Origin of the sequence: Faecalibacterium sp. AF10-46 (assembly GCF_003604105.1) — a bacterium.
Classification (GTDB): Bacteria; Bacillota; Clostridia; order Oscillospirales; family Ruminococcaceae; genus Faecalibacterium; species Faecalibacterium taiwanense.
In genome coordinates, this window is sequence record NZ_QVGY01000017.1 from 1 (window position 1) to 19018 (window position 19018).

Genomic DNA, 19018 nt, shown 5'->3' on the forward strand with positions numbered 1-19018 from the left:
TAAACACTAATCTCCATGATTGTTACCATTGAAGGAATACATTTGCGACGATCTTCGGGCATACCGAATAAGATTTGCATTGGCAGTTGAAAACGGCTCATGTTACCTATTGCAATTCTGACTATTTGGAAATATACTTGTAAGTATCAAATTATTTCACTTTATGGGAGGAAATTATTATGGCAAGACCCAAGGGAAGCAAGAATAAGGCTCGTACTGTAAAGGCCAGCGTTGATTATGTAGCAGTCATTGCAGAAAAGGCCGCAAAAAAAGAGAAAATCGAATCTGAGGTTGCTACGTTGACTGCAAATCTCGATGATCTGAAGACGCAGCTGAAAGCCAAGAAAGCAGAATTGAAAGCCGCCACCAAGGAACTTGCCAAAGCCGAAAACAAAAAAGCTGCCGCCGAAGCAAAGGCAGCAGAAGAAGCAAAGAAGGGCGAAGCAGAAGATGTGCTGAAGAAGCTGCTTGCCAGCGGTATGACGGCTGAAGAAATCCTTGCAAAGCTCCAGTAATGCAATATGATGAACTGGACAAGCTGCTGAAGTAAAGGAAGGGGCTGTTGCACAAGGATAAAACCGGTGTAACAGCCTCTTTTTCATTCATGCTGCAATTTTTTCAGCTTTTCAAACGTATCTAAATTAAAGTGGCATATCATCTTCCTATTTCACAAATCCTTGCCGTTTTCAGACAGGAGGTTACTTTTATGAAAGTATCTGCCGACTATCGTATGCTCGCTCTCGATGCCCTGCGCGGAAAATGGAAAACTGCTGTTTTGACAGGTATTGCCGCCAGTACGCTCGGTGCTACCATTGTGAGCAGTTCCAACAGTGCCGTATCCAATTCCAATCAGGCAAAGGACATCCATTTTAACCTGTTCGCCCAGCCAAACGGCGGTCGGCTGCTTGCTGTTCTGCTTGCCGGCATTGTTCTGTGGGCAGTCCTCCAACTGATCGTGGGCGGTGCAGCTCAACTGGGATATGCTCATTTTAATTTGAACCTTGTAGATGGAAAGGATGCTGCCATCTCGGATTTGTTCTCTCAGAAAGACCGTCTGTGGGATGGCTTCTGCATGAAATTCCTGCAGGGTCTGTATATCGCCCTCTGGTCGCTGTTGTTGGTAATTCCGGGAATCGTGAAAACATACAGCTATGCGATGACACCTTACATCATGTCCGAGCATCCTTCGCTGACCGCAAATGAAGCGATCACAGAATCCCGGCGAATCATGGACGGCAACAAATGGCGGCTGTTCTGTCTGGATTTCAGCTTCATTGGCTGGGAGCTGCTTTGTTCGTTGCCACTGTATGCCGGGGGTTTTCTGGTTCTCAAATATTTCACCGGTTCAGAGGCTATGGCGATTTCTCTTGTTCTTCTGCTGACAATTCCATTGAGCATTGGCTTCTTTTTTGTACGCCCCTATGAGGAAGCTGCATGGGCCACTTTCTACCGCGATATTACCGCAGCACCTACCGAACCGGATGAAGCAGCTTGAAATTTATACGATTTCTCGGATGTGACTGGATTTTCGAGGTAATCTGCGTATGGAGAAGAAACCTGACCGTTCCGAAATAATTACAATGACCCTCTTGTTTGCTTAAACGCTGGTGCTTACGGTATTAAAAGTGACGAGAACGTTTTCACTGCCTTGGTTGTGGGTACTGGGTCCACTTTGGCTTGGCACACATCGGTACTGTGATTAGGGCTGCTTGCGCTGGGAGATTTCTCCCAGCGTTTTCTCTATGAAAGAAAGTTGCTGGAGAAAAAAATTCTCCAGCAACTTTGTCTTTGATGAATAAAGGAAATTTTTTGTTTAACTATTCTCACTATTATTTGATTTAGTGATTTTTTTCTTCTTTGGAGAAACCAGTTTGTGACCGGAATAAATGGACATACCCATACAAAGCAATGAAGAATAGGCAAAGTATTTATGCGCAGTCATAGATTTTTTGATTCCAGAATAAATGCATCCCAACATACAGAAAAGTGCGCCTAAGGACCAGTATTTATGTGATTTCATGATTTGATACCTCCTTTGATTTAACTGATTCAATTATAACGTTTTTTTACGAAAATGCAAGCATTACCGGGAACGCTTTCATGTGGAGGCTGTGACTGCCGCTACGGTCATGATCGGTGGGCATTACGCACAAGGCTCACATGTAGCATTCGACTCCGAATATCAGCCGGCACACATATGAGGACGGAAAATGTAGCAGCTTTTGAAAAAAATTGCTTTTTTCTGCTCAAAGTGCTACAATCGGAATATACCGAATACAAAGGGAGGAAAGCTCCCATGCCAAGACCGCCACGGTGCCGTCAAATTTGTGGCGTACCACAGGTCGATACATTCTGTCCCAACGGGTGCGAGAATACCGAGCCAATCCTGCTGACGCTAGACGAATACGAGGTCATTCGGCTGGTTGACTTGGAGCAGCAAACCCACGAGCAGTGTGCCGCTCAAATGGACATTTCCCGCTCTACCGTGCAGGAGATTTACGAAAGCGCACGGAGCAAGATCGCAGCGTGTCTTGTCCACGGGAAACCGCTGCACATCACCGGGGGAAACTACCGCATCTGCGGAGGACAGGAGGCAGCTCACTGCGGCCGTTGCTGCCGGATGCAGAGAGCCAACATGGAAAAATCAGGCAAAACTTGCAAAGGAGATTCTATTATGAAAATTGCAGTTGCCTATGAAAACGGTCAAATCTTTCAGCACTTCGGTCACACCGAGCAGTTCAAGCTTTATGAAGCTGTGGACGGCAAAATCACTCATAGTATCCACCATGAAAGAAACGAAATACGCAGGAACTCAAACCGAAAAAAACCTGATGGCTGCCTTTGCCGGTGAGTCCGAGGCACGCAACAAGTACACCTATTTTGCATCCAAGGCCAAGAAGGAAGGCTTTGAGCAGATCGCGGCACTGTTCCTCAAAACCGCTGATAATGAGAAGGAGCACGCCAAGCTGTGGTTCAAAGAACTGAACGGCATTGGCGACACCGCAGAAAACCTTCTCTCCGCCGCTGAGGGTGAGAACTACGAGTGGACGGATATGTACGATGGCTTTGCCAAAACTGCCGATGAGGAAGGCTTTCATGAGCTGGCCCAGCGTTTCCGCCTGGTAGCCGCCATTGAAAAGCACCATGAGGAGCGCTACCGTGCCCTGCTGCACAATGTGGAGATGGCAGAGGTCTTTGCCAAGAGTGAGGTCAAGGTGTGGGAGTGCCGCAACTGCGGTCACATCGTCGTGGGCGAGAAGGCCCCGGAGGTTTGCCCCACCTGCAACCATCCCCAGAGCTATTTTGAAATTCATGCAGAAAACTATTAAAGAAAAGAAAAGGAGAATTATCATGGAGCAGAAGTTTTACATTTGCAAGCATTGCGGTAACATCATTGCCAAAGTTAAGGACGCAGGCGTCCCTGTTGTCTGCTGCGGCGAGCCGATGAGCGAGATCGTTCCCGGCACCACCGACGCTGCCGTGGAGAAGCACGTCCCTGTCTGGACGGTGGAAAACGGCATTGTCCATGTCAAGGTCGGCTCTGTGGAGCACCCCATGCTGCCGGAGCACTACATCGAATGGGTATCTCTCCAGACCAAGCAGGGCAATCAGCGTAAGGAACTGCATCCCGGCGAAAAGCCGGAGGTCTGCTTCGCTCTCTGCGAGGGCGATGAGGTCGAGGCGGTCTACGCCTACTGCAACCTCCACAGTCTGTGGAAAGCGTAATTCACCTTCTTAAAATCCGGTGCTCAAAAAGCACCGGATTTTTTTTCAATGTAACCTCGTCACAGAAAAAGACTTTGTCCTGCGGTATGATAAAGCCACAATCAAGAAAGAGCTGGCGAACATGAAAATCAAGCTCAATCCCGATCAGGAGATTGTCAATATGAAAAGGAACATGGCTTTTCGCTGAATGGAAAGCGAAGCTGACCCGGGCTGGGGCGGTCTGTGCTGGGGCGGTCTGTATTAAAGCGATATTTTTTTTGAAATAATCTTGACAAAATTTATCAATATTGATATGATGGTATTAACAAGCAAGCGAAAAGAGGATGTGGAGCATGATCATCACCAAAGAGACGGACTACGCGCTGCGCATTTTGCGGGTGCTGCTGGACGGGGAGAAGCATTCGGTGGCCGAGATGTCGGAAACGGAATTGATCCCCAATCAGTTTGCCTACCAGATTCTGCGCAAGCTCTCCGCCGGCAATTTGGTGCGGGTGAGCCGCGGCGCTCTCGGCGGCTGCGAGCTGTCCTGCGATCTGGACGCGACCTCCCTCTACGATCTCATGGGGGTCGTGGGGGAGCGGGGCATCCTGTGCGCCTGCATGGAGCCGGGATATGAATGCCGCTGGCAGGACAAGCATGGGCGGTGCGCCATCCACTGTCAGCTGGCGGCCTTGCAGCAAAAGCAGGACGAGGCGTTCCGTGCCGTGAGCCTGCGCAGGCTGCTGACCGGCGGATCCGATCCCCAAGATACAAGCAAGCTGTAAAATTTTAAAAGGAGGTACCCGTATGCTGTTTCAAACCACGTCGGCGCACGAAGAGCTGCGCGCGAAGATCCGGAGTTTTGCGGAGGAGGAGATCAAGCCCCTCGCATTTTTAATGGATCAGAACAACGAGTTTCCCGAGGAGGCTGTCAAGAAGCTGGGTAAGCTGGGCTGGATGGGCATTCCCTACCCCAAGGAGTACGGCGGTGCCGGTCTTGATGCCCTGAGCTACGCCATCGCGGTGGAGGAGCTGGCCCGTGTGGACGGCGGCACGGGCGTAATCCTCTCCGCCCATGTCTCCCTCGGCTCATGGCCCATTTTCGCCTATGGCACCGAGGAGCAGAAGAAGAAATATCTGGTTCCGCTGGCCAAGGGCGAGAAGATCGGCGCCTTCGGCCTTACGGAGACCAACGCCGGATCCGACGCCGGCGGCACGGAGACCACGGCGCTGGATAAGGGGGACTACTACCTCCTCAACGGCGGCAAGATCTTCATTACCAACGCCCCTAAGGCGGACACCTATGTGGTTTTCGCCGTCACCACGCCGGACATCGGCACCCGGGGCATCTCCGCTTTCATCGTGGAGAAGGGCTGGAAGGGCTTTGAGTTCGGCGACCACTATGACAAGATGGGCATTCGCTCCTCCTCCACGGCGGAGCTGATCTTCAACGACGTGAAGGTTCCCAAGGAAAACCTATTGGGCAAGGAGGGCGAGGGCTTCAAGATTGCCATGTCCACGCTGGACGGCGGACGCATCGGCATCGCCGCGCAGGCGCTGGGCATCGCCCAGGGCGCGTTTGAGCACGCGTTGAGCTATTCCAAGGAGCGCGTCCAGTTCGGCAAGCCCATCGCGGCCCAGCAGAGCATCGCCTTCAAGCTGGCGGATATGGCAACCAAGCTGCGCTGCGCCCGGTTCCTCATCTACTCCGCGGCGGAGCTGAAGGAGCAGCACGCGCCTTACGGCATGGAGTCCGCCATGGCGAAGATGTACGCCTCGGACATCGCGCTGGAGGTCACCAACGATGCCTTGCAGATCCACGGCGGCAGCGGCTACCTCAAGGGCATGGAGGTGGAACGGGCCTACCGCGACGCCAAAATCACCACCCTCTACGAGGGCACTAACGAGATCCAGCGGGTGGTCATCGCCTCTCATCTGTTGGGCAGGCTGGGCAAGAGCTCCGGCGGCGAGAGCCGTTCGGCGGCCAAGAAACCCGCGCCCATCACCGGCATTCGCAAAAAGACCATCTTCCGGGAGGGGGATGCTGCCCAGCAGGTGGCCGACCTTGTGGCGGCGCTGAAGAAGGATGGTCACGACTTCTCCGTGGGCATCCCTATGGATACGCCCATCCCGCAGGCGGAGCGGGTGGTCTCCGCGGGCAAGGGCATCGGGGAGAAAAAGAACATGAAACTGGTAGAGTCGCTGGCCAAGGCCGCCGGCGCGGCCATCGGTTCTTCCCGCCCTGTGGCGGAGACTCTCAAATATCTGCCGCTGAACCGCTATGTGGGTATGTCCGGTCAGAAGTTCACCGGCAATCTGTACATCGCCTGCGGCATCTCCGGCGCATCCCAGCACCTTAAGGGCATCAAGGACGCCTCCACCATCGTGGCCATCAATAAGAACGGTAACGCGCCTATCTTTAAGAACTGCGACTACGGCATCGTGGGCGATGTGGAGGAGATCCTGCCCCTGCTCACTGCCGCGCTGGATAGCGGCGAAAAGCTGCCCGCGCCGCCCATGGTAAAGATGAAGAGGCCCACGCCGCCGAAGCCCGCCCCCATCGGCGACCGCTACGTCTGCAGCGGCTGCGGCTACGAGTATGTGCCGGAGTTGGGCGACGAGGACGGCGAGATCGCGCCCGGTACGCTCTTTGAGCAGCTTCCCGCCGAGTGGGTGTGTCCCGAGTGCGCGGAGACGAAGGATCAATTTGTAAAGGCTTGAGGCCGTGAAGGAGGCAAGATAAGATGTATTGCGTGCGTAAAGTAACGAACGACCTCTACTGGGTGGGCGCCAACGACCATCGTCTGGCCCTGTTTGAAAACTGCTTTCCCATTCCCCGGGGCGTAAGCTACAACGCCTACTGCCTGCTGGACGAAAAGACGGTGCTCTTTGACACGGTGGACTGGTCTGCCTGCCGCCAGCTTTTGGAAAATCTGGCGTATGTGCTGGATGGCCGCGAGCTGGACTACCTGCTGGTCAACCATCTGGAGCCGGATCACGCCGCCTGCATCGAGGAGATCCTGCTGCGCCATCCCAAGGTGAAACTGATCTCCAACGAGAAGGCATTCATGCTCATGCGGCAGTTCGGCTTCCATGTGGACGGACATGAGTGCATCGAGGTGAAGGAGGGCGACACCTTCTCCTTCGGCAAGCACACCGTCACCTTTGTGGGCGCGCCTATGGTTCACTGGCCGGAGGCCATGGTGACCCTCGATGTCACCGACGGCGTCCTCTTTTCCGCCGACGCCTTCGGCACCTTCGGCGCGCTGGACGGCAAGCTGTTCGCCGACGAGGTGGACTTCGAGCGGGACTGGCTGGACGACGCCCGCCGCTACCTCACCAACATCGTGGGCAAGTACGGCCCCCACATCCAGCTCCTGCTGAAAAAGGCCGGCGGCGTTTTGGATCAGATCAAGTACATCTGCCCGCTCCACGGCCCCGTGTGGCGCAAGGATCTGGGCTGGTTCATCGAAAAGTACGACACATGGAGCCGCTATGCCCCTGAGACCCAGGGCGTGCTCATCGTCTACGCCTCTATGTACGGCAACACGGAGAACGCGGCGCAGGCGCTGGCGACGTCGCTCTGCGATAAGGGCATGAGCAAGGTGGCGATGTACGATGTGTCCTCCACTCATGTCTCCCAGCTGATCTCCGAGGCATTTAAGTACAGTCACATTGTCCTGGCCTCTGTGACCTACAACCTCGGCATCTACCCCGCCATGCATGACTTCCTCATGGATATGAAGGCACTGAATTTGCAAAACCGCACCTTTGCCATCATTGAAAACGGCTCATGGGCGGTGAAGTCCGGTGACCTCATGCAGAAATTCGTCAACGATGAGCTTAAGAACATGACGGTGCTCAACGAGCGGCTCAGCCTCGCCTCGTCCATGGGCACGGACAAGCGCACTGAGCTGGAAGCACTGGCGGACGCTATTCTGGAATCTATGAAGTAACTGGCAGGAAAGCCAAAACCAAGACAACAGACAACAAACAGCCCCGCCGCGTCGGCTGCAGAAAAACCGGCTTTCAAAAACAGAGCGGGCAAGCGTGATACTGCGCTTGCCCGCTCTTTGCTCAAAAGGACATGAGAAGTGACCGGAGAAGATGAGAGGATCGAAATGGAGATCAGAAAACGAAACGGGGAGTCTGTTCCCTTTCAACAGGAGAAAATTTTCAACGCCATGAAAAAGGCGTTTGACGGACAGGGCAAGGAGATCGGGAGCAGAGAGATGGATGAGATCCTCGCCACCGTTCTCAACAATCTCTCCGTCACAGTGCCGCTCACCGTGGAACGTGTGCAGGACGAGGTGGAGCGAACGCTCATGGAGCGCGGACACTATGAGGTGGCCAAGGCGTACATCCTCTACCGCGAAAAGCGGTCTGCGCTGCGCCGTGTCCGGCATACCATCGCGCGGACGGTGGGGGATGACTCGCTTGACGAGGTGCTGCGCCGCATCCAGATGGATTTTACCGAGGAAGTCTACTCCCTCGCGGCGCTTCAAATGAAGTTTGAGAGTTTCTGTCGCCCGGGCATGACGGAGGATGAGCGGGCTGAGGCACTGATCAAGGCAGCGGTAGAGCTGACTACGGCAGAGGCACCCAAGTGGGAGTTCATCGCGGCGCGGCTTCTGAACCACTCCTTTCGCTGTCGCAACGCACAGGAATGGGAGGGGCGCGGCGTCGGCGACCTCTATGGCAGGCTTCGCTATCTGACGGATAAGGGACTCTACGGTGACTATATCCTTGCCCACTATACCCACGAGGAGATTGCCATGGCGGAGGACTTTCTCTGCCCGGAACGGGACGAGCTGTTCACCTACTCCGGCCTTGACCTGCTGCTCAAACGCTATGTGATCCAGTCACGCAGCCGCGTGCCGCTGGAAACACCGCAGGAGATGTTTTTGGGTATCGCGCTGCATCTTGCTATGAACGAAGGCTCTGACCGCATGGGGTGGGTAAAACGCTTTTACGATATGCTCAGCCGTATGGAGGTCACAATGGCGACACCTACCATGTCCAACGCACGAAAGCCCTACCATCAGCTTTCAAGCTGCTTTGTGGACACTGTGCCGGACAGTCTGGACGGCATCTACCGCTCTCTGGACAACTTCGCAAAGGTCTCTAAATTCGGCGGTGGAATGGGGATGTACTTCGGTAAGGTGCGCGCTGCAGGCAGCACCATCCGCGGCTTTCAAGGGGCGGCGGGCGGTGTTATCCGCTGGATCCGGCTGGTCAACGACACCGCCGTGGCGGTGGATCAGTTGGGGATGCGGCAGGGCGCTGTGGCGGTTTACTTAGACGCATGGCACCGGGATCTGCCGGAATTCCTTCAACTGCGCACCAACAACGGCGACGACCGCATGAAGGCACATGATGTGTTTCCCGCCGTGTGCTATCCGGATCTCTTCTGGCGACTGGCGGAGGAGAACATAGACGCGCCGTGGCATCTCATGTGTCCGCATGAGATCCTCACGGTCAAGGGCTACGCACTGGAGGATTACTGGGGTACAGAATGGGAGAAGCGGTATCTGGACTGCGTCAATGACCCGCGCATCGAAAAGCGCAGCGTCACCGTCAAGGACATCGTGCGGCTGGTGCTTCGCTCGGCAGTGGAGACCGGCACACCCTTCGCTTTCAATCGCGACAGTGTAAATCATATGAACCCAAACGGCCACACGGGAATGATCTATTGCTCCAATCTCTGTACGGAGATCGCGCAGAACATGGCGCCCATCGAGCACATCAGCACTGAGGTGCACACGGAGAACGGCGACACAATTGTGGTGACGGCCACACGCCCAGGTGAGTTTGTGGTCTGCAATCTGGCGAGTCTGTCTCTCGGTAATCTGCCGGTGGAGGACGAGGCCTATATGGAACGCACGGTGGAAACGGCCATCCGCGCACTGGATAATGTGATCGACCTCAACTTCTACCCGTTGGAATACGCGCGGCTTACCAATCAGAAGTACCGCAGCATCGGCCTGGGCGTCAGCGGCTACCACCACATGCTGGCAAAGCGCGGCATCCACTGGGAGAGCGATGAGCACCTTGCCTTCACCGACGCAGTGTTCGAGCTCATCAACTACGCCGCTGTCAAGGCGGACACAGCTCTGGCACGGGAAAAGGGTCGTTACGCGCTCTTTGAAGGCAGCGACTGGCAGACGGGCGCGTATTTTGAAAAGCGGGGTTATACCTCCGAAAAGTGGCGGGCGCTTGCGAAAACGGTGGCGGTGCAGGGAATGCGCAACGCCTATCTGCTGGCGGTCGCACCGACCTCCAGCACATCTATCCTCTCCGGCACGTCGGCGGGCATAGATCCAATTATGAAGAAATTCTTTTTAGAGGAAAAAAAGGGCAGCATGCTGCCCCGCGTTGCTCCGGAGCTTTCTATGGACACATGGTGGTACTATAAGGCAGCGCATCTAATCGACCAAAGCTGGTCGGTACGCGCCGCGGGCCTTCGCCAGAGACATATTGACCAGGCGCAGAGCATGAATCTCTATATCACCAACGACTATTCCATGCGTCAGGTGCTCAGACTGTATTTGGAGGCGTGGAGGGCCGGCGTCAAGACCATTTACTATGTCCGCAGCAAGGCCCTTGAGGTCGAGTCCTGCGAAAGCTGCTCGTCATAAGGAGGATAGCATGACGGAACTGAAGAAAAAGCCCCTCTTTAACCCGGAGGGCGACCCTGATGTGCGCCTGCGGCGCATGATCGGCGGCAATACCACAAACCTCAACGACTTCAACAATATGAAGTACGCTTGGGTCAGCGACTGGTACCGGCAGGCCATGAACAACTTTTGGATCCCTGAGGAGATCAATCTCTCGCAGGATGTGAAGGACTATCCCCGCCTGCTGTCAGCCGAGCGCAGCGCCTACGATAAAATTCTGAGTTTTCTTGTCTTTTTGGATTCCATTCAGACAGCGAACCTGCCTAATATCGGCGCCTACATTACCGCCAACGAGGTCAATCTCTGCCTGTCCATTCAGGCGTTTCAGGAGTGTGTCCACTCACAGAGCTACAGCTATATGCTCGACACCATCTGTTCCCCCGTGGAGCGCAATGACATCCTCTACCAATGGAAAACGGACGAGCATCTGCTGCGCCGCAACACCTTCATTGGGGACTGCTACAACGAGTTTCAGGAGCGGAAGGACGCTCCCACGCTGCTGCGCGTGATGATGGCAAACTATATTTTGGAGGGCATCTATTTTTACAGCGGCTTTATGTTCTTCTACAATCTCTCCCGAAACGGGAAGATGCCCGGCTCGGCGCAGGAGATTCGCTACATAAACCGCGATGAGAACACGCACTTGTGGCTGTTCCGCAATATCATCACGGAGCTGCAAAAGGAGCAGCCGGAGTTGTTCACCGCCGAGAGCGTACAAGCGCTGCGCGAGATGATGCGTGAGGGCGTGGAGCAGGAGATCGCATGGGGGCATTATGTAATCGGCGACGACATCCCGGGGCTGAACCGGCAGATGATCAGCGATTACATCCGCTATCTCGGCAACCTCCGCTGGACGAGCCTTGGCTATCCCGCATTGTATCCAGGCTTTGAGAGCGAACCGGAGAGCATGGAATGGGTCAGCCAGTACGCCGACGCCAACATGGTCAAGACCGATTTCTTTGAGGCACGCAGTACCGCCTACGCCAAGAGCACCGCACTGATAGACGATTTATAAGAAAACCAAAGACATCAGAATAGGAGATACTACTATGAATTACAGCGCTATGATCCAAAATCGCAGATCCGTTCACGCATTCTGCGAAAAGGAAGTTCCGAGCGAGGCTATCGGCCAGCTCCGATCCTACTATGAAAAGACCTGCCCCCGTCTTGTCCCGGAGATTGCAACGGAGTTGATCGTCTTGGACAAGGATGCACAGCCGGCGCTGGAGAGCTCAGCGGGCTATAATCAATTTCTCATCGGAGCACCGCACTACCTGCTCCTTATGTCTGCCCCGCATTCCTATGCGGCCATCAACGCCGGCTACATGATGGAAGATCTCGTCCTCAAGCTGACTGAGTTGGACATTGACACCTGCTGGATGACCTTCACCGACAGCGACAAAATCAAAAAGGCACTGTCTCTCGCCACCCCGTTAGAGGTGGCGGCAATCGTTGCCTTTGGCTACGGGGAAAAGACCGCAAAAAAGCTGCGGCTGAATATCCTAAGTATGTCTCAGATCGATGTGCGGGCCGAGCAGCAGTACTACGCGCCCAAAAAGGGCGTGCATGATTTGGTTCACATGGGGAGCTGGAGCAACAAGTCTGGGCTTGACGAGATGATAGACTTCTACGACGATATGCTCTGGCAGTCCTTCTACGCCGCTTCGCTCTCCCCCAGCTATCTCAACCGTCAGCCCTATGGCTTCCTTGTGCAGGATCACAGCATCTATTTGGTGCAGCAGGAGGATGCCTACACCGATAATTTGGATGCCGCATTGGATCTCGGTATTGTCATGCTCCACTTCTCCGCCGTCGCCTCCCAGTGGGCGGGGCAGGTACGCTGGGAACTTTCACCTGCTGCGCCCGACGGCCTGCCGGAAGGACTTCGCTCCGCTGCGGTGTACCACATGTAACGACTCTGGGGGAAGCAAGGCAACGGTAAAATGCGCGACCGTCGATCCGCGGTTGAGCGTATGTTCCATTAGAAAAGAAGAACCTATCAGTCAGAGTCTGAGTAAGGAAAATAGGAGGTATTTTTTATATGGCTATCCAAACGGTAACAGATGCCATCCGCTATGTAGGGGTGGATGATAACACATTGGCACTCTTTGAAAACCAGTACTCCGTCCAGCCTATGGGAGTGAGCTACAACTCCTATGTCATTCTGGATGAGAAGATCGCCGTGATGGACAGCGTGGACGCACGGGCGGCGGAAGAATGGCTTTCCAATGTGGCGCGGGTGTTGGAGGGGCGCAGCCCCGACTATCTTGTGGTCACACACATGGAGCCGGATCATTCCGGCAGCCTCATGCGGCTGGCACAAAAGTACCCGGAGATGAAGATCGTGGGAAACGCGAAAACATTTACCCTGATCAAGCAGTTCTTCGGCACAGGTGCATTGTCGGAAGACCGTATGCTGGAGGTTGGCGAAAGAGATACGCTTTCCTTGGGTTTGCACCGGCTGCGCTTTCTGCTGGCGCCGATGGTACACTGGCCGGAGGTGATGACGGCGTATGAGGAAACGGAAAAAATCCTGTTCTCGGCGGATGCCTTCGGACGCTTTGGCTCACTGGAACGGACTGCCCGTGCCCCCTGGGTGCCGCAGGCCCGACGGTATTATTACAATATTATCGGGAAATATGGCGCACAGGTGCAGGCGCTGCTGAAAAAAATCTCCGCGCTGGAGATCAAAACAATCTGCCCGCTCCACGGTCCCGTGCTTACAGAAGGGCTGGAGGAGTGTCTGCGGTTCTATGATCTCTGGTCACAATGGGAACCAGAAGAATCGGAGAGCATACTGATTGCCCACGCATCCATCCATGGAAATACTGCCCATGCGGCGAAGACCCTCAAGGGTAAATTAGAGAAAAAAGGCGTACAGGTCAACATATGTGATCTCACTGTGACAGATCTTTCCTACGCTGTTGCCAGTGCGTTCTACTGCGGGAAGTTGGTTTTAGCCAGCGCCACCTATGACGGAGGACTGTTTCCGCCCATGAGGGAGTTTTTGGAACATTTACGGACAAAGGGATTCCGAAACCGCCGGGTTGGCCTTATTGAAGACGGCTCTTGGGCACCTGCTGCCGCGCGGCTGATGCGCACCAAATTGGAGGAGATGAAGGATATCCACCTTTACGAAACGGTAGTGTCTCTGCGTGGTGCATTGAACCAAACCAACGAAGCGCAGATGGACGCTCTGGTGGCTGAGCTCTGCGCAGAATAAGCTGCAACAAACCGCAGCTATTTTCGTACAGATGATGGTCTTACTCATCTGCTTTATGTCCCAAGGGCAGAGTACCGTCACCTCAGGATGAGGTCACAATGTGGTGTGGGACGAGACCGGAGTCTTGAGAATACCCAAACAAAGGAAAGGAGCTGACAGATATGGCAGCTATGAATATGAATCAGGAGCAGTTTAAGCAGTTGATCCGGGAGGAAAAGCCTGTTTTGGTGGATTTCTGGGCGCCCTGGTGCAGCTATTGCCGGAGGATCGGCCCTGCGTATGAGAAGATTGGAGAGGAATACGCGGACAGCCTTGCTGTCGGCAAGATCAATATTGACGAGGAGCCGCAGCTGGCGGGGGCCGAGGGGATCGAGGACATTCCAACTCTGATGCTGTACCGGAACGGAAAGGCCGTGGATTCCATCATCGCGCCCGGCTCAAAGGCAGAAATCGACCGTTTCATTCAGGAAGCCTTGGCGAAATAACGGAGGGTTCAGATATGAACAACAATCATGTTTATGATATGCTCGTGGTGGGCGGCGGACCGGGCGGCTACACCGCTGCCCTGTACGCGGCACGGGCGGGGCTGGACACCATCGTGCTGGAAAAACTGTCCGCCGGTGGGCAGATGGCCCTGACCGAGCAGATCGACAACTACCCCGGCTTTGAGAACGGGATCGACGGCTTCTCTCTGGCGGAGAATATGCAAAAGCAGGCGGAGCGTTTTGGGGCACGCAGCGAATACGCGGAAGTTCTCCGCATGGATCTGACGGCGGTTCCCAAGCTCGTGGAGACCAGCGAGGGGATCTTCCGGGGGAAAACCGTGGTGCTGGCCACCGGCGCAGACCCCAGAACGCTGGGCGTTGCCGGAGAGACGGAGCTGTTGGGCCGGGGCGTGGCCTACTGCGCCGCCTGCGACGGGATGTTTTACAAGGGCAAAACGGTGGTCGTGGTGGGCGGCGGCAATTCCGCCGCGGCAGATGCCCTCCTTCTCAGCCGCGTGGCGAAAAAAGTGATCCTCGTCCACCGCAGAGACACCCTGCGGGCCACCAAGATCTATCACGAGCCGCTGGCACAGGCCGAAAACGTGGAATTCCGTTGGAACAGCGTCGTTTCCGCGCTGCTTTCCGGGGACAGGCTGACCGGCGTCCGCCTGCGGGACACCGTCACCGGTGAGGAAAGCGTGGTGGACTGCGACGGCGTATTTGTCAGCGTGGGCCGACAGCCCGCCACGGCGCTGGCGGTGGGTCAACTGGCGCTGGACGGCGGCGGCTATATCGTGGCCGGAGAGACCACGGAAACCAGTATTCCCGGCGTATACGCCGTGGGCGACGTGAGGACGAAGCCCCTCCGTCAGGTGGTCACCGCCGTGGCGGACGGCGCGGTGGCAGTCCACATGGCGGAGAAATATATCGCGGAAAACCGATAAGGGAGGTAGATTGAAAAAGCCATGTTTAAGGTCAGGCCGGATACGACCGCAGTGGGGATGCCGACATATCTGCAAGGCAAACTGCCAGAGTGATGGCAGATAAGATAACCCATGTAGGATCGGGAGATATGTTGTCTCTCCATATCCAGTCCACACAACAGTGAGCAACTGAACACAAAGCACAGCCACAGATGTACTCTGCGGCTGTGCTTTTATGCGTAGTATTACCGCGTGACAAGCGGTTTTACTGTGACGGCGTCACATAATTTGAGAAAATCGGCTTCGAGGCAGCTTTTGGAGCACAAGCCCTTTGTGGTTGTTGACAGAGAAAAAAATATAGGTATAATAAAAGCAAAATAATAAGGTTCATTCTTGCATTTGGAGAATTGGCGGTATGCCAAAATACGCAGAGGAGATATTGGCCGCCGTAACGGAGCTGCAGCAGCATCCCAAAGCGGAGCAGGTGTTCCTGGAGATGAAAAAAGGGAGCATCCCAGCATCGCTCTGGGTACGGTATATCTGCCCCCATGCCGGGAGCAGGAAAAGACAATCTTATGGAGGAGAAGTATCATGAACGCTAACGTATCTCTTCTGCTCAACGAGCAGATCAATAAGGAGTTCTACTCCGCCTATCTGTATCTGGACTTTGCCAACTACTACGCCGCCGTCGGACTGGACGGCTTTGAGAACTGGTACCGGGTACAGGCGCAGGAGGAACGGGATCACGCCATGCTGTTTTGTCAGTATTTGCAGAATAACGGCGAGGGCGTCACCTTTGAGGCTATCGCAAAGCCGGAGTGGGAACGAGGCGACCACATGGCCCCGCTGAAAAGAGCACTGGAACACGAGATGCTGGTCACCGCCAGCATCAATGCCATCTACGCCGCCGCATACGAGGTCAGGGACTTCCGCACCATGCAGATGCTGGACTGGTTCATCAAGGAACAGGGTGAGGAGGAGAAGAACGCCGCTGACCTCATTACCAAGATGGATCTGTTCGGCGGTGACAGCAAGGGGCTGTATATGCTAAACAGCGAGCTGAAGGCACGGGTCTACACCGCGCCCTCGCTGGTGCTGTAAGCCCCGCGCGTCTGCGGGCTTTCGCATCAGGCAAAAGGCAGACTGCATACAGGTGGCCTGCCTTTTCTTCCACCAGACGGTTAGATTGTGCTAACTGCGTATAAAACAGAAAGGACTTCAGAACTTGAACAAGGAAAAGGAGACCGAAACCGTTACCCTCATGGTGCGCCGGTATTGTTGTGGCGTGCATTGGACAAGGGGCGAGGCGCTTTGTCCGGCGTGCAATGCACTGCTGGAATACGCCAGAGAGCGGCGGGACAGATGCCTGCAAGGGAAAATTTAGTGGCACTTTGAATCCTTTCCGAGAGGCACAATGCGGCAAAAAATAAAGAAGAGATAAGGGCAACGGCTATGAAAGAACGAAAGACCTTCTGGGACAAAAATGCCGGTCGTTACGACCGCTTTATGCGAAAGGATCGGGCGGCATACGAAGAGATGTATAAACTGATCCGGCCGGTGGTGAAAGCCAAAACGGTGCTGGAGCTGGCGACCGGCACGGGACTGATTGCAAAGCACATTGTGAACGCGGCAGCGCACATCGAGGCGACGGATGCCTCTGCGGAGATGATTACCGAGGCCAAGCGTGATAACCACTCTGCCAAGCTGCACTTTTCCGTGCAGGATATGTTCCGCCTGCCCTATGCGGATAAGTCCTTTGATGTGGTGATCGTGTCCAATGCGCTGCACATCGTGCCGCAGCCGGAAAAAGCCCTGCAAGAAATCAAGCGGGTGCTGAAAGAGGACGGCGTGCTCATTGCGCCGACCTTCACCCACGCGGGAAACTCGTTTTCCGGCAAGGTCAAGGCATTTTTCATGAAGCTGGCGGGCTTCCCTCTCCACAGCAGATGGACGAGCGAGGAATACCTGCGTTTCCTGCGGCAAAACGACTGGACGGTGCGGAAAAGCGCTGTCCTGAAAGCTTCGTTCCCGCTGACCTATGCCGAGTGTGTAAAAATGGAGGTGTGATATGGATCTCAACGGCTTGAAGCGCTGCAACGACTGTTCGGCTATGCGGCGGGCGACGCCCTGATCTGCCGTGTAGCTGACGCGCTGAACGATGTGTTCCCCGGTGAAGCCTGCCGCATCGGCGGGGACGAGTTCGTGGTCATCTGCTGCCCGGTCACGCAGGAAAAATTTGAACAGCAGGTGGAAGCTCTGCGGGCGGCACTGGTCCGCCATCAGGTGGATGCAGCCATCGGCTCGTTCTGGCAGTCGTTGGTCGAAGACCTGCCCGCCTTCCTCCGCGAAGCCGACGACCGGATGTACAGGGAAAAAGAACGCCAGAAGCGCGCAGCGCGGCCCTCGGTTTAGGCGAACCGTTCTGGATCCAATAACCTCTTTGATAGAGTATCCAGGATTCTGGATTAAGAAGAGCCAGTGGTTTTGACTGATTACAGTTTACACCACCGGCTTTTCTTAATCAAGTTCGCACCTGAACAGTAACATAAACAACACGCATACTTCAAAATTCAAAAAACATCCATGGACTGCGGTCATGAAAATATGCTATACTAACTGTGGTTTACTTATGCTAACCAGGGGGGGAATGTACTTCATAACGCAGCACCCCATCACGATGACGGGAAGCACGGTTCGTAAACCGAGGTCGCCGACCCGCACATTTACATCAATCACAAGCCCTGCAAACCATGCCGCTAAAGTGAAAACAGTTGCCCAACCGTAACTCATAGAACTGTACTCCTTCATATGTGGATATTCAAAACTCTCTTCTCAGCTTCAGCTTTCATAGCTGCCCGCAAGGAACTTACATTTATTCGACTCGAATGTTTACCGGATTCAGTGTAAGGTTGCCTCCGCCCGCCACCTTATACCATTTGCCTCTTTCGAGTTTGATTCTTTCCGTTACGCCCTGTGTAATATATCCGATTCTATATTTTTCTCCAGTCTCTACATCGGTAAAGACCACCTCAGTATCACAATCACCGCTCACTTTTACAGTTCCCCAAAGTGGCTGTATTTGTTCTGTCTTTATGGTGCCTTCATCGTTTGAAAGGGTGAAAGTATGGCTTCTCTGAATATTGATATAAATCGCCACCAGAAAAACCGTTGCCAGACATAAAGCAAACCTTCTTGTTTTCATCGAAACACCTCCTGCAAATTCGGTTTTATCGAATCATATCACATAAGCGGACTCTTCAAACTTACAGCTCAGTTTCCACCGCAAGCTGCTCCTGCTTTTCTTTTTCGTCAGCGATTTGGACGTCAATATCTTCGCGCATCTTTTTCAGAAGTGCAAGGACTCGCTTGATTTGATCCTTGGTGTTTTCCACTCTGCTCTGTGCCTGGTTGATGTGATCCAGAACTGCCCAGTCTGCAAAGAGGCCATCAAAGAAGAAATCCGCAAATTTCAGAAAGCTGTCTACTGTAATCTGAAGGTCGGCGGTGATTTCAACATCGGAAAGTTCAGTTTTGAACCGCCGCAGTTCCACTTGAAGCTGTTCGATTTGTTCCTGAGCATCGTCCAGTTCTTCATACTTGGCAAGATCGGCCATCAAACCGCCGCCCATTACGTCCCATGTACTCCAGCCCTCGGCATTGTCGAGGGTTTCCAGAACTTCATTGACCGTATGCAGGGCGGTCTTTCCGGCGTTGATGGCTTCCAGCAGCTCCCGCTTTTGGACTTTCAGTGCGGCAATACGGCTTTCACTTTCCGCAACCTGCTGTGCGGCAGGGTGGGCAGATGCTTTGATGCTTTTGATTTTTTCGGAAAGAGCAGCTTGATACTGCCTTTCGCAATCGGACAGCCGTGCCAGTCTATTTTGAATCTGCTCCAAGTCGGCATCAACGGAAGAAAGGTCATGGAGAGCCGCATCGTACTTGACACGGGCTGCATAGGCTTCCTGCCGTTCTTTGTCCAGCTTTTCATCCATTTTTCCAATCACT

At 54.3% G+C, this 19018-nt stretch carries 20 protein-coding genes; 17 read left to right on the forward strand and 3 right to left on the reverse strand.

The genetic code is table 11. The features are described from left to right. Nucleotides 1–179: 179 nt before the first annotated feature. Both DWV57_RS13665 and DWV57_RS13670 read left to right on the forward strand, forming a co-directional pair. Nucleotides 180–515 (forward strand): hypothetical protein, encoded by a 336-nt coding sequence (locus DWV57_RS13665; protein ID WP_015565819.1) that lies wholly within the window; start codon nt 180–182, stop codon nt 513–515. A gap of 191 nt (nt 516–706) precedes the next feature. Continuing rightward, nucleotides 707–1495, forward strand: a complete 789-nt coding sequence (locus DWV57_RS13670; protein ID WP_120021074.1) for a DUF975 family protein — start codon at nt 707–709, stop codon at nt 1493–1495. Between the two features lie 318 nt (nt 1496–1813). Here DWV57_RS13670 and DWV57_RS13675 read toward each other — a convergent pair whose 3' ends face one another. Then, nucleotides 1814–2020 carry a DUF6219 family protein gene (locus DWV57_RS13675; RefSeq protein ID WP_082210884.1) on the reverse strand — a complete coding sequence of 69 codons (207 nt, stop codon included), beginning with the start codon at nt 2018–2020 and terminating at the stop codon, nt 1814–1816. A 276-nt stretch (nt 2021–2296) separates the two neighbouring features. Between DWV57_RS13675 and DWV57_RS13680 the strand changes: the two genes are divergently transcribed. From DWV57_RS13680 to DWV57_RS13760, 15 genes are all read left to right on the forward strand, one after another. Next, the gene (locus DWV57_RS13680; RefSeq protein ID WP_243112365.1) at nt 2297–2851 is read left to right on the forward strand and encodes a DUF134 domain-containing protein; all 555 of its coding nucleotides are present in this window, start codon (nt 2297–2299) and stop codon (nt 2849–2851) included. Further along, complete coding sequence (gene rbr / locus DWV57_RS13685; RefSeq protein ID WP_005946411.1) at nt 2787–3329, forward strand: rubrerythrin; 543 nt, start codon at nt 2787–2789, stop codon at nt 3327–3329. The genes DWV57_RS13680 and rbr overlap by 65 nt, the downstream gene beginning before the upstream one ends. 22 nt (nt 3330–3351) lie before the next feature. Beyond that, nucleotides 3352–3726 carry a desulfoferrodoxin family protein gene (locus tag DWV57_RS13690; RefSeq protein WP_005946408.1) on the forward strand — a complete coding sequence of 125 codons (375 nt, stop codon included), beginning with the start codon at nt 3352–3354 and terminating at the stop codon, nt 3724–3726. A 332-nt stretch (nt 3727–4058) separates the two neighbouring features. Next, the gene (locus DWV57_RS13695) at nt 4059–4490 is read left to right on the forward strand and encodes an Rrf2 family transcriptional regulator (RefSeq protein WP_120021075.1); all 432 of its coding nucleotides are present in this window, start codon (nt 4059–4061) and stop codon (nt 4488–4490) included. Between the two features lie 22 nt (nt 4491–4512). Further along, the gene (locus tag DWV57_RS13700) at nt 4513–6426 is read left to right on the forward strand and encodes an acyl-CoA dehydrogenase family protein (protein ID WP_112146297.1); all 1914 of its coding nucleotides are present in this window, start codon (nt 4513–4515) and stop codon (nt 6424–6426) included. A 23-nt stretch (nt 6427–6449) separates the two neighbouring features. Then, a complete protein-coding gene (locus tag DWV57_RS13705; protein WP_117506266.1) occupies nt 6450–7661 on the forward strand; it encodes an FprA family A-type flavoprotein in 1212 nt (403 codons plus the stop codon). Nucleotides 7662–7826: 165 nt separating this feature from the next. Further along, a complete protein-coding gene (locus tag DWV57_RS13710; RefSeq protein WP_165853709.1) occupies nt 7827–10343 on the forward strand; it encodes a ribonucleoside-diphosphate reductase subunit alpha in 2517 nt (838 codons plus the stop codon). Nucleotides 10344–10353: 10 nt separating this feature from the next. Beyond that, nucleotides 10354–11397 carry a ribonucleotide-diphosphate reductase subunit beta gene (locus tag DWV57_RS13715; RefSeq protein ID WP_005946381.1) on the forward strand — a complete coding sequence of 348 codons (1044 nt, stop codon included), beginning with the start codon at nt 10354–10356 and terminating at the stop codon, nt 11395–11397. 34 nt (nt 11398–11431) lie between these two features. After that, nucleotides 11432–12295: a nitroreductase family protein gene (locus DWV57_RS13720; protein WP_015536763.1), complete on the forward strand. Its 864-nt coding sequence runs from the start codon at nt 11432–11434 to the stop codon at nt 12293–12295. A gap of 128 nt (nt 12296–12423) precedes the next feature. Continuing rightward, nucleotides 12424–13605 carry an MBL fold metallo-hydrolase gene (locus DWV57_RS13725; RefSeq protein ID WP_015536764.1) on the forward strand — a complete coding sequence of 394 codons (1182 nt, stop codon included), beginning with the start codon at nt 12424–12426 and terminating at the stop codon, nt 13603–13605. A 161-nt stretch (nt 13606–13766) separates the two neighbouring features. Then, nucleotides 13767–14090, forward strand: a complete 324-nt coding sequence (gene trxA, locus DWV57_RS13730) for a thioredoxin (protein WP_015536765.1) — start codon at nt 13767–13769, stop codon at nt 14088–14090. Between the two features lie 14 nt (nt 14091–14104). Further along, a complete protein-coding gene (gene trxB / locus DWV57_RS13735) occupies nt 14105–15034 on the forward strand; it encodes a thioredoxin-disulfide reductase (protein WP_015536766.1) in 930 nt (309 codons plus the stop codon). Nucleotides 15035–15601: 567 nt separating this feature from the next. Continuing rightward, nucleotides 15602–16114 (forward strand): ferritin, encoded by a 513-nt coding sequence (locus tag DWV57_RS13745; protein ID WP_055185902.1) that lies wholly within the window; start codon nt 15602–15604, stop codon nt 16112–16114. 351 nt (nt 16115–16465) lie between these two features. Next, entirely contained in the window at nt 16466–17080 is a 615-nt protein-coding gene (locus DWV57_RS13755; protein WP_097771445.1) for a class I SAM-dependent methyltransferase, read from the forward strand. Nucleotides 17081–17104: 24 nt separating this feature from the next. After that, the gene (locus tag DWV57_RS13760) at nt 17105–17425 is read left to right on the forward strand and encodes a diguanylate cyclase (protein ID WP_097777337.1); all 321 of its coding nucleotides are present in this window, start codon (nt 17105–17107) and stop codon (nt 17423–17425) included. 460 nt (nt 17426–17885) lie between these two features. Here the strand turns inward: DWV57_RS13760 and DWV57_RS13770 are convergent, their stop codons facing one another. Both DWV57_RS13770 and DWV57_RS13775 read right to left on the reverse strand, forming a co-directional pair. Beyond that, nucleotides 17886–18215: a hypothetical protein gene (locus DWV57_RS13770; protein WP_097778305.1), complete on the reverse strand. Its 330-nt coding sequence runs from the start codon at nt 18213–18215 to the stop codon at nt 17886–17888. A gap of 61 nt (nt 18216–18276) precedes the next feature. Next, on the reverse strand, nt 18277–19018 hold a 742-nt coding region (locus tag DWV57_RS13775), incomplete at its 5' end, for a hypothetical protein (protein WP_243112366.1).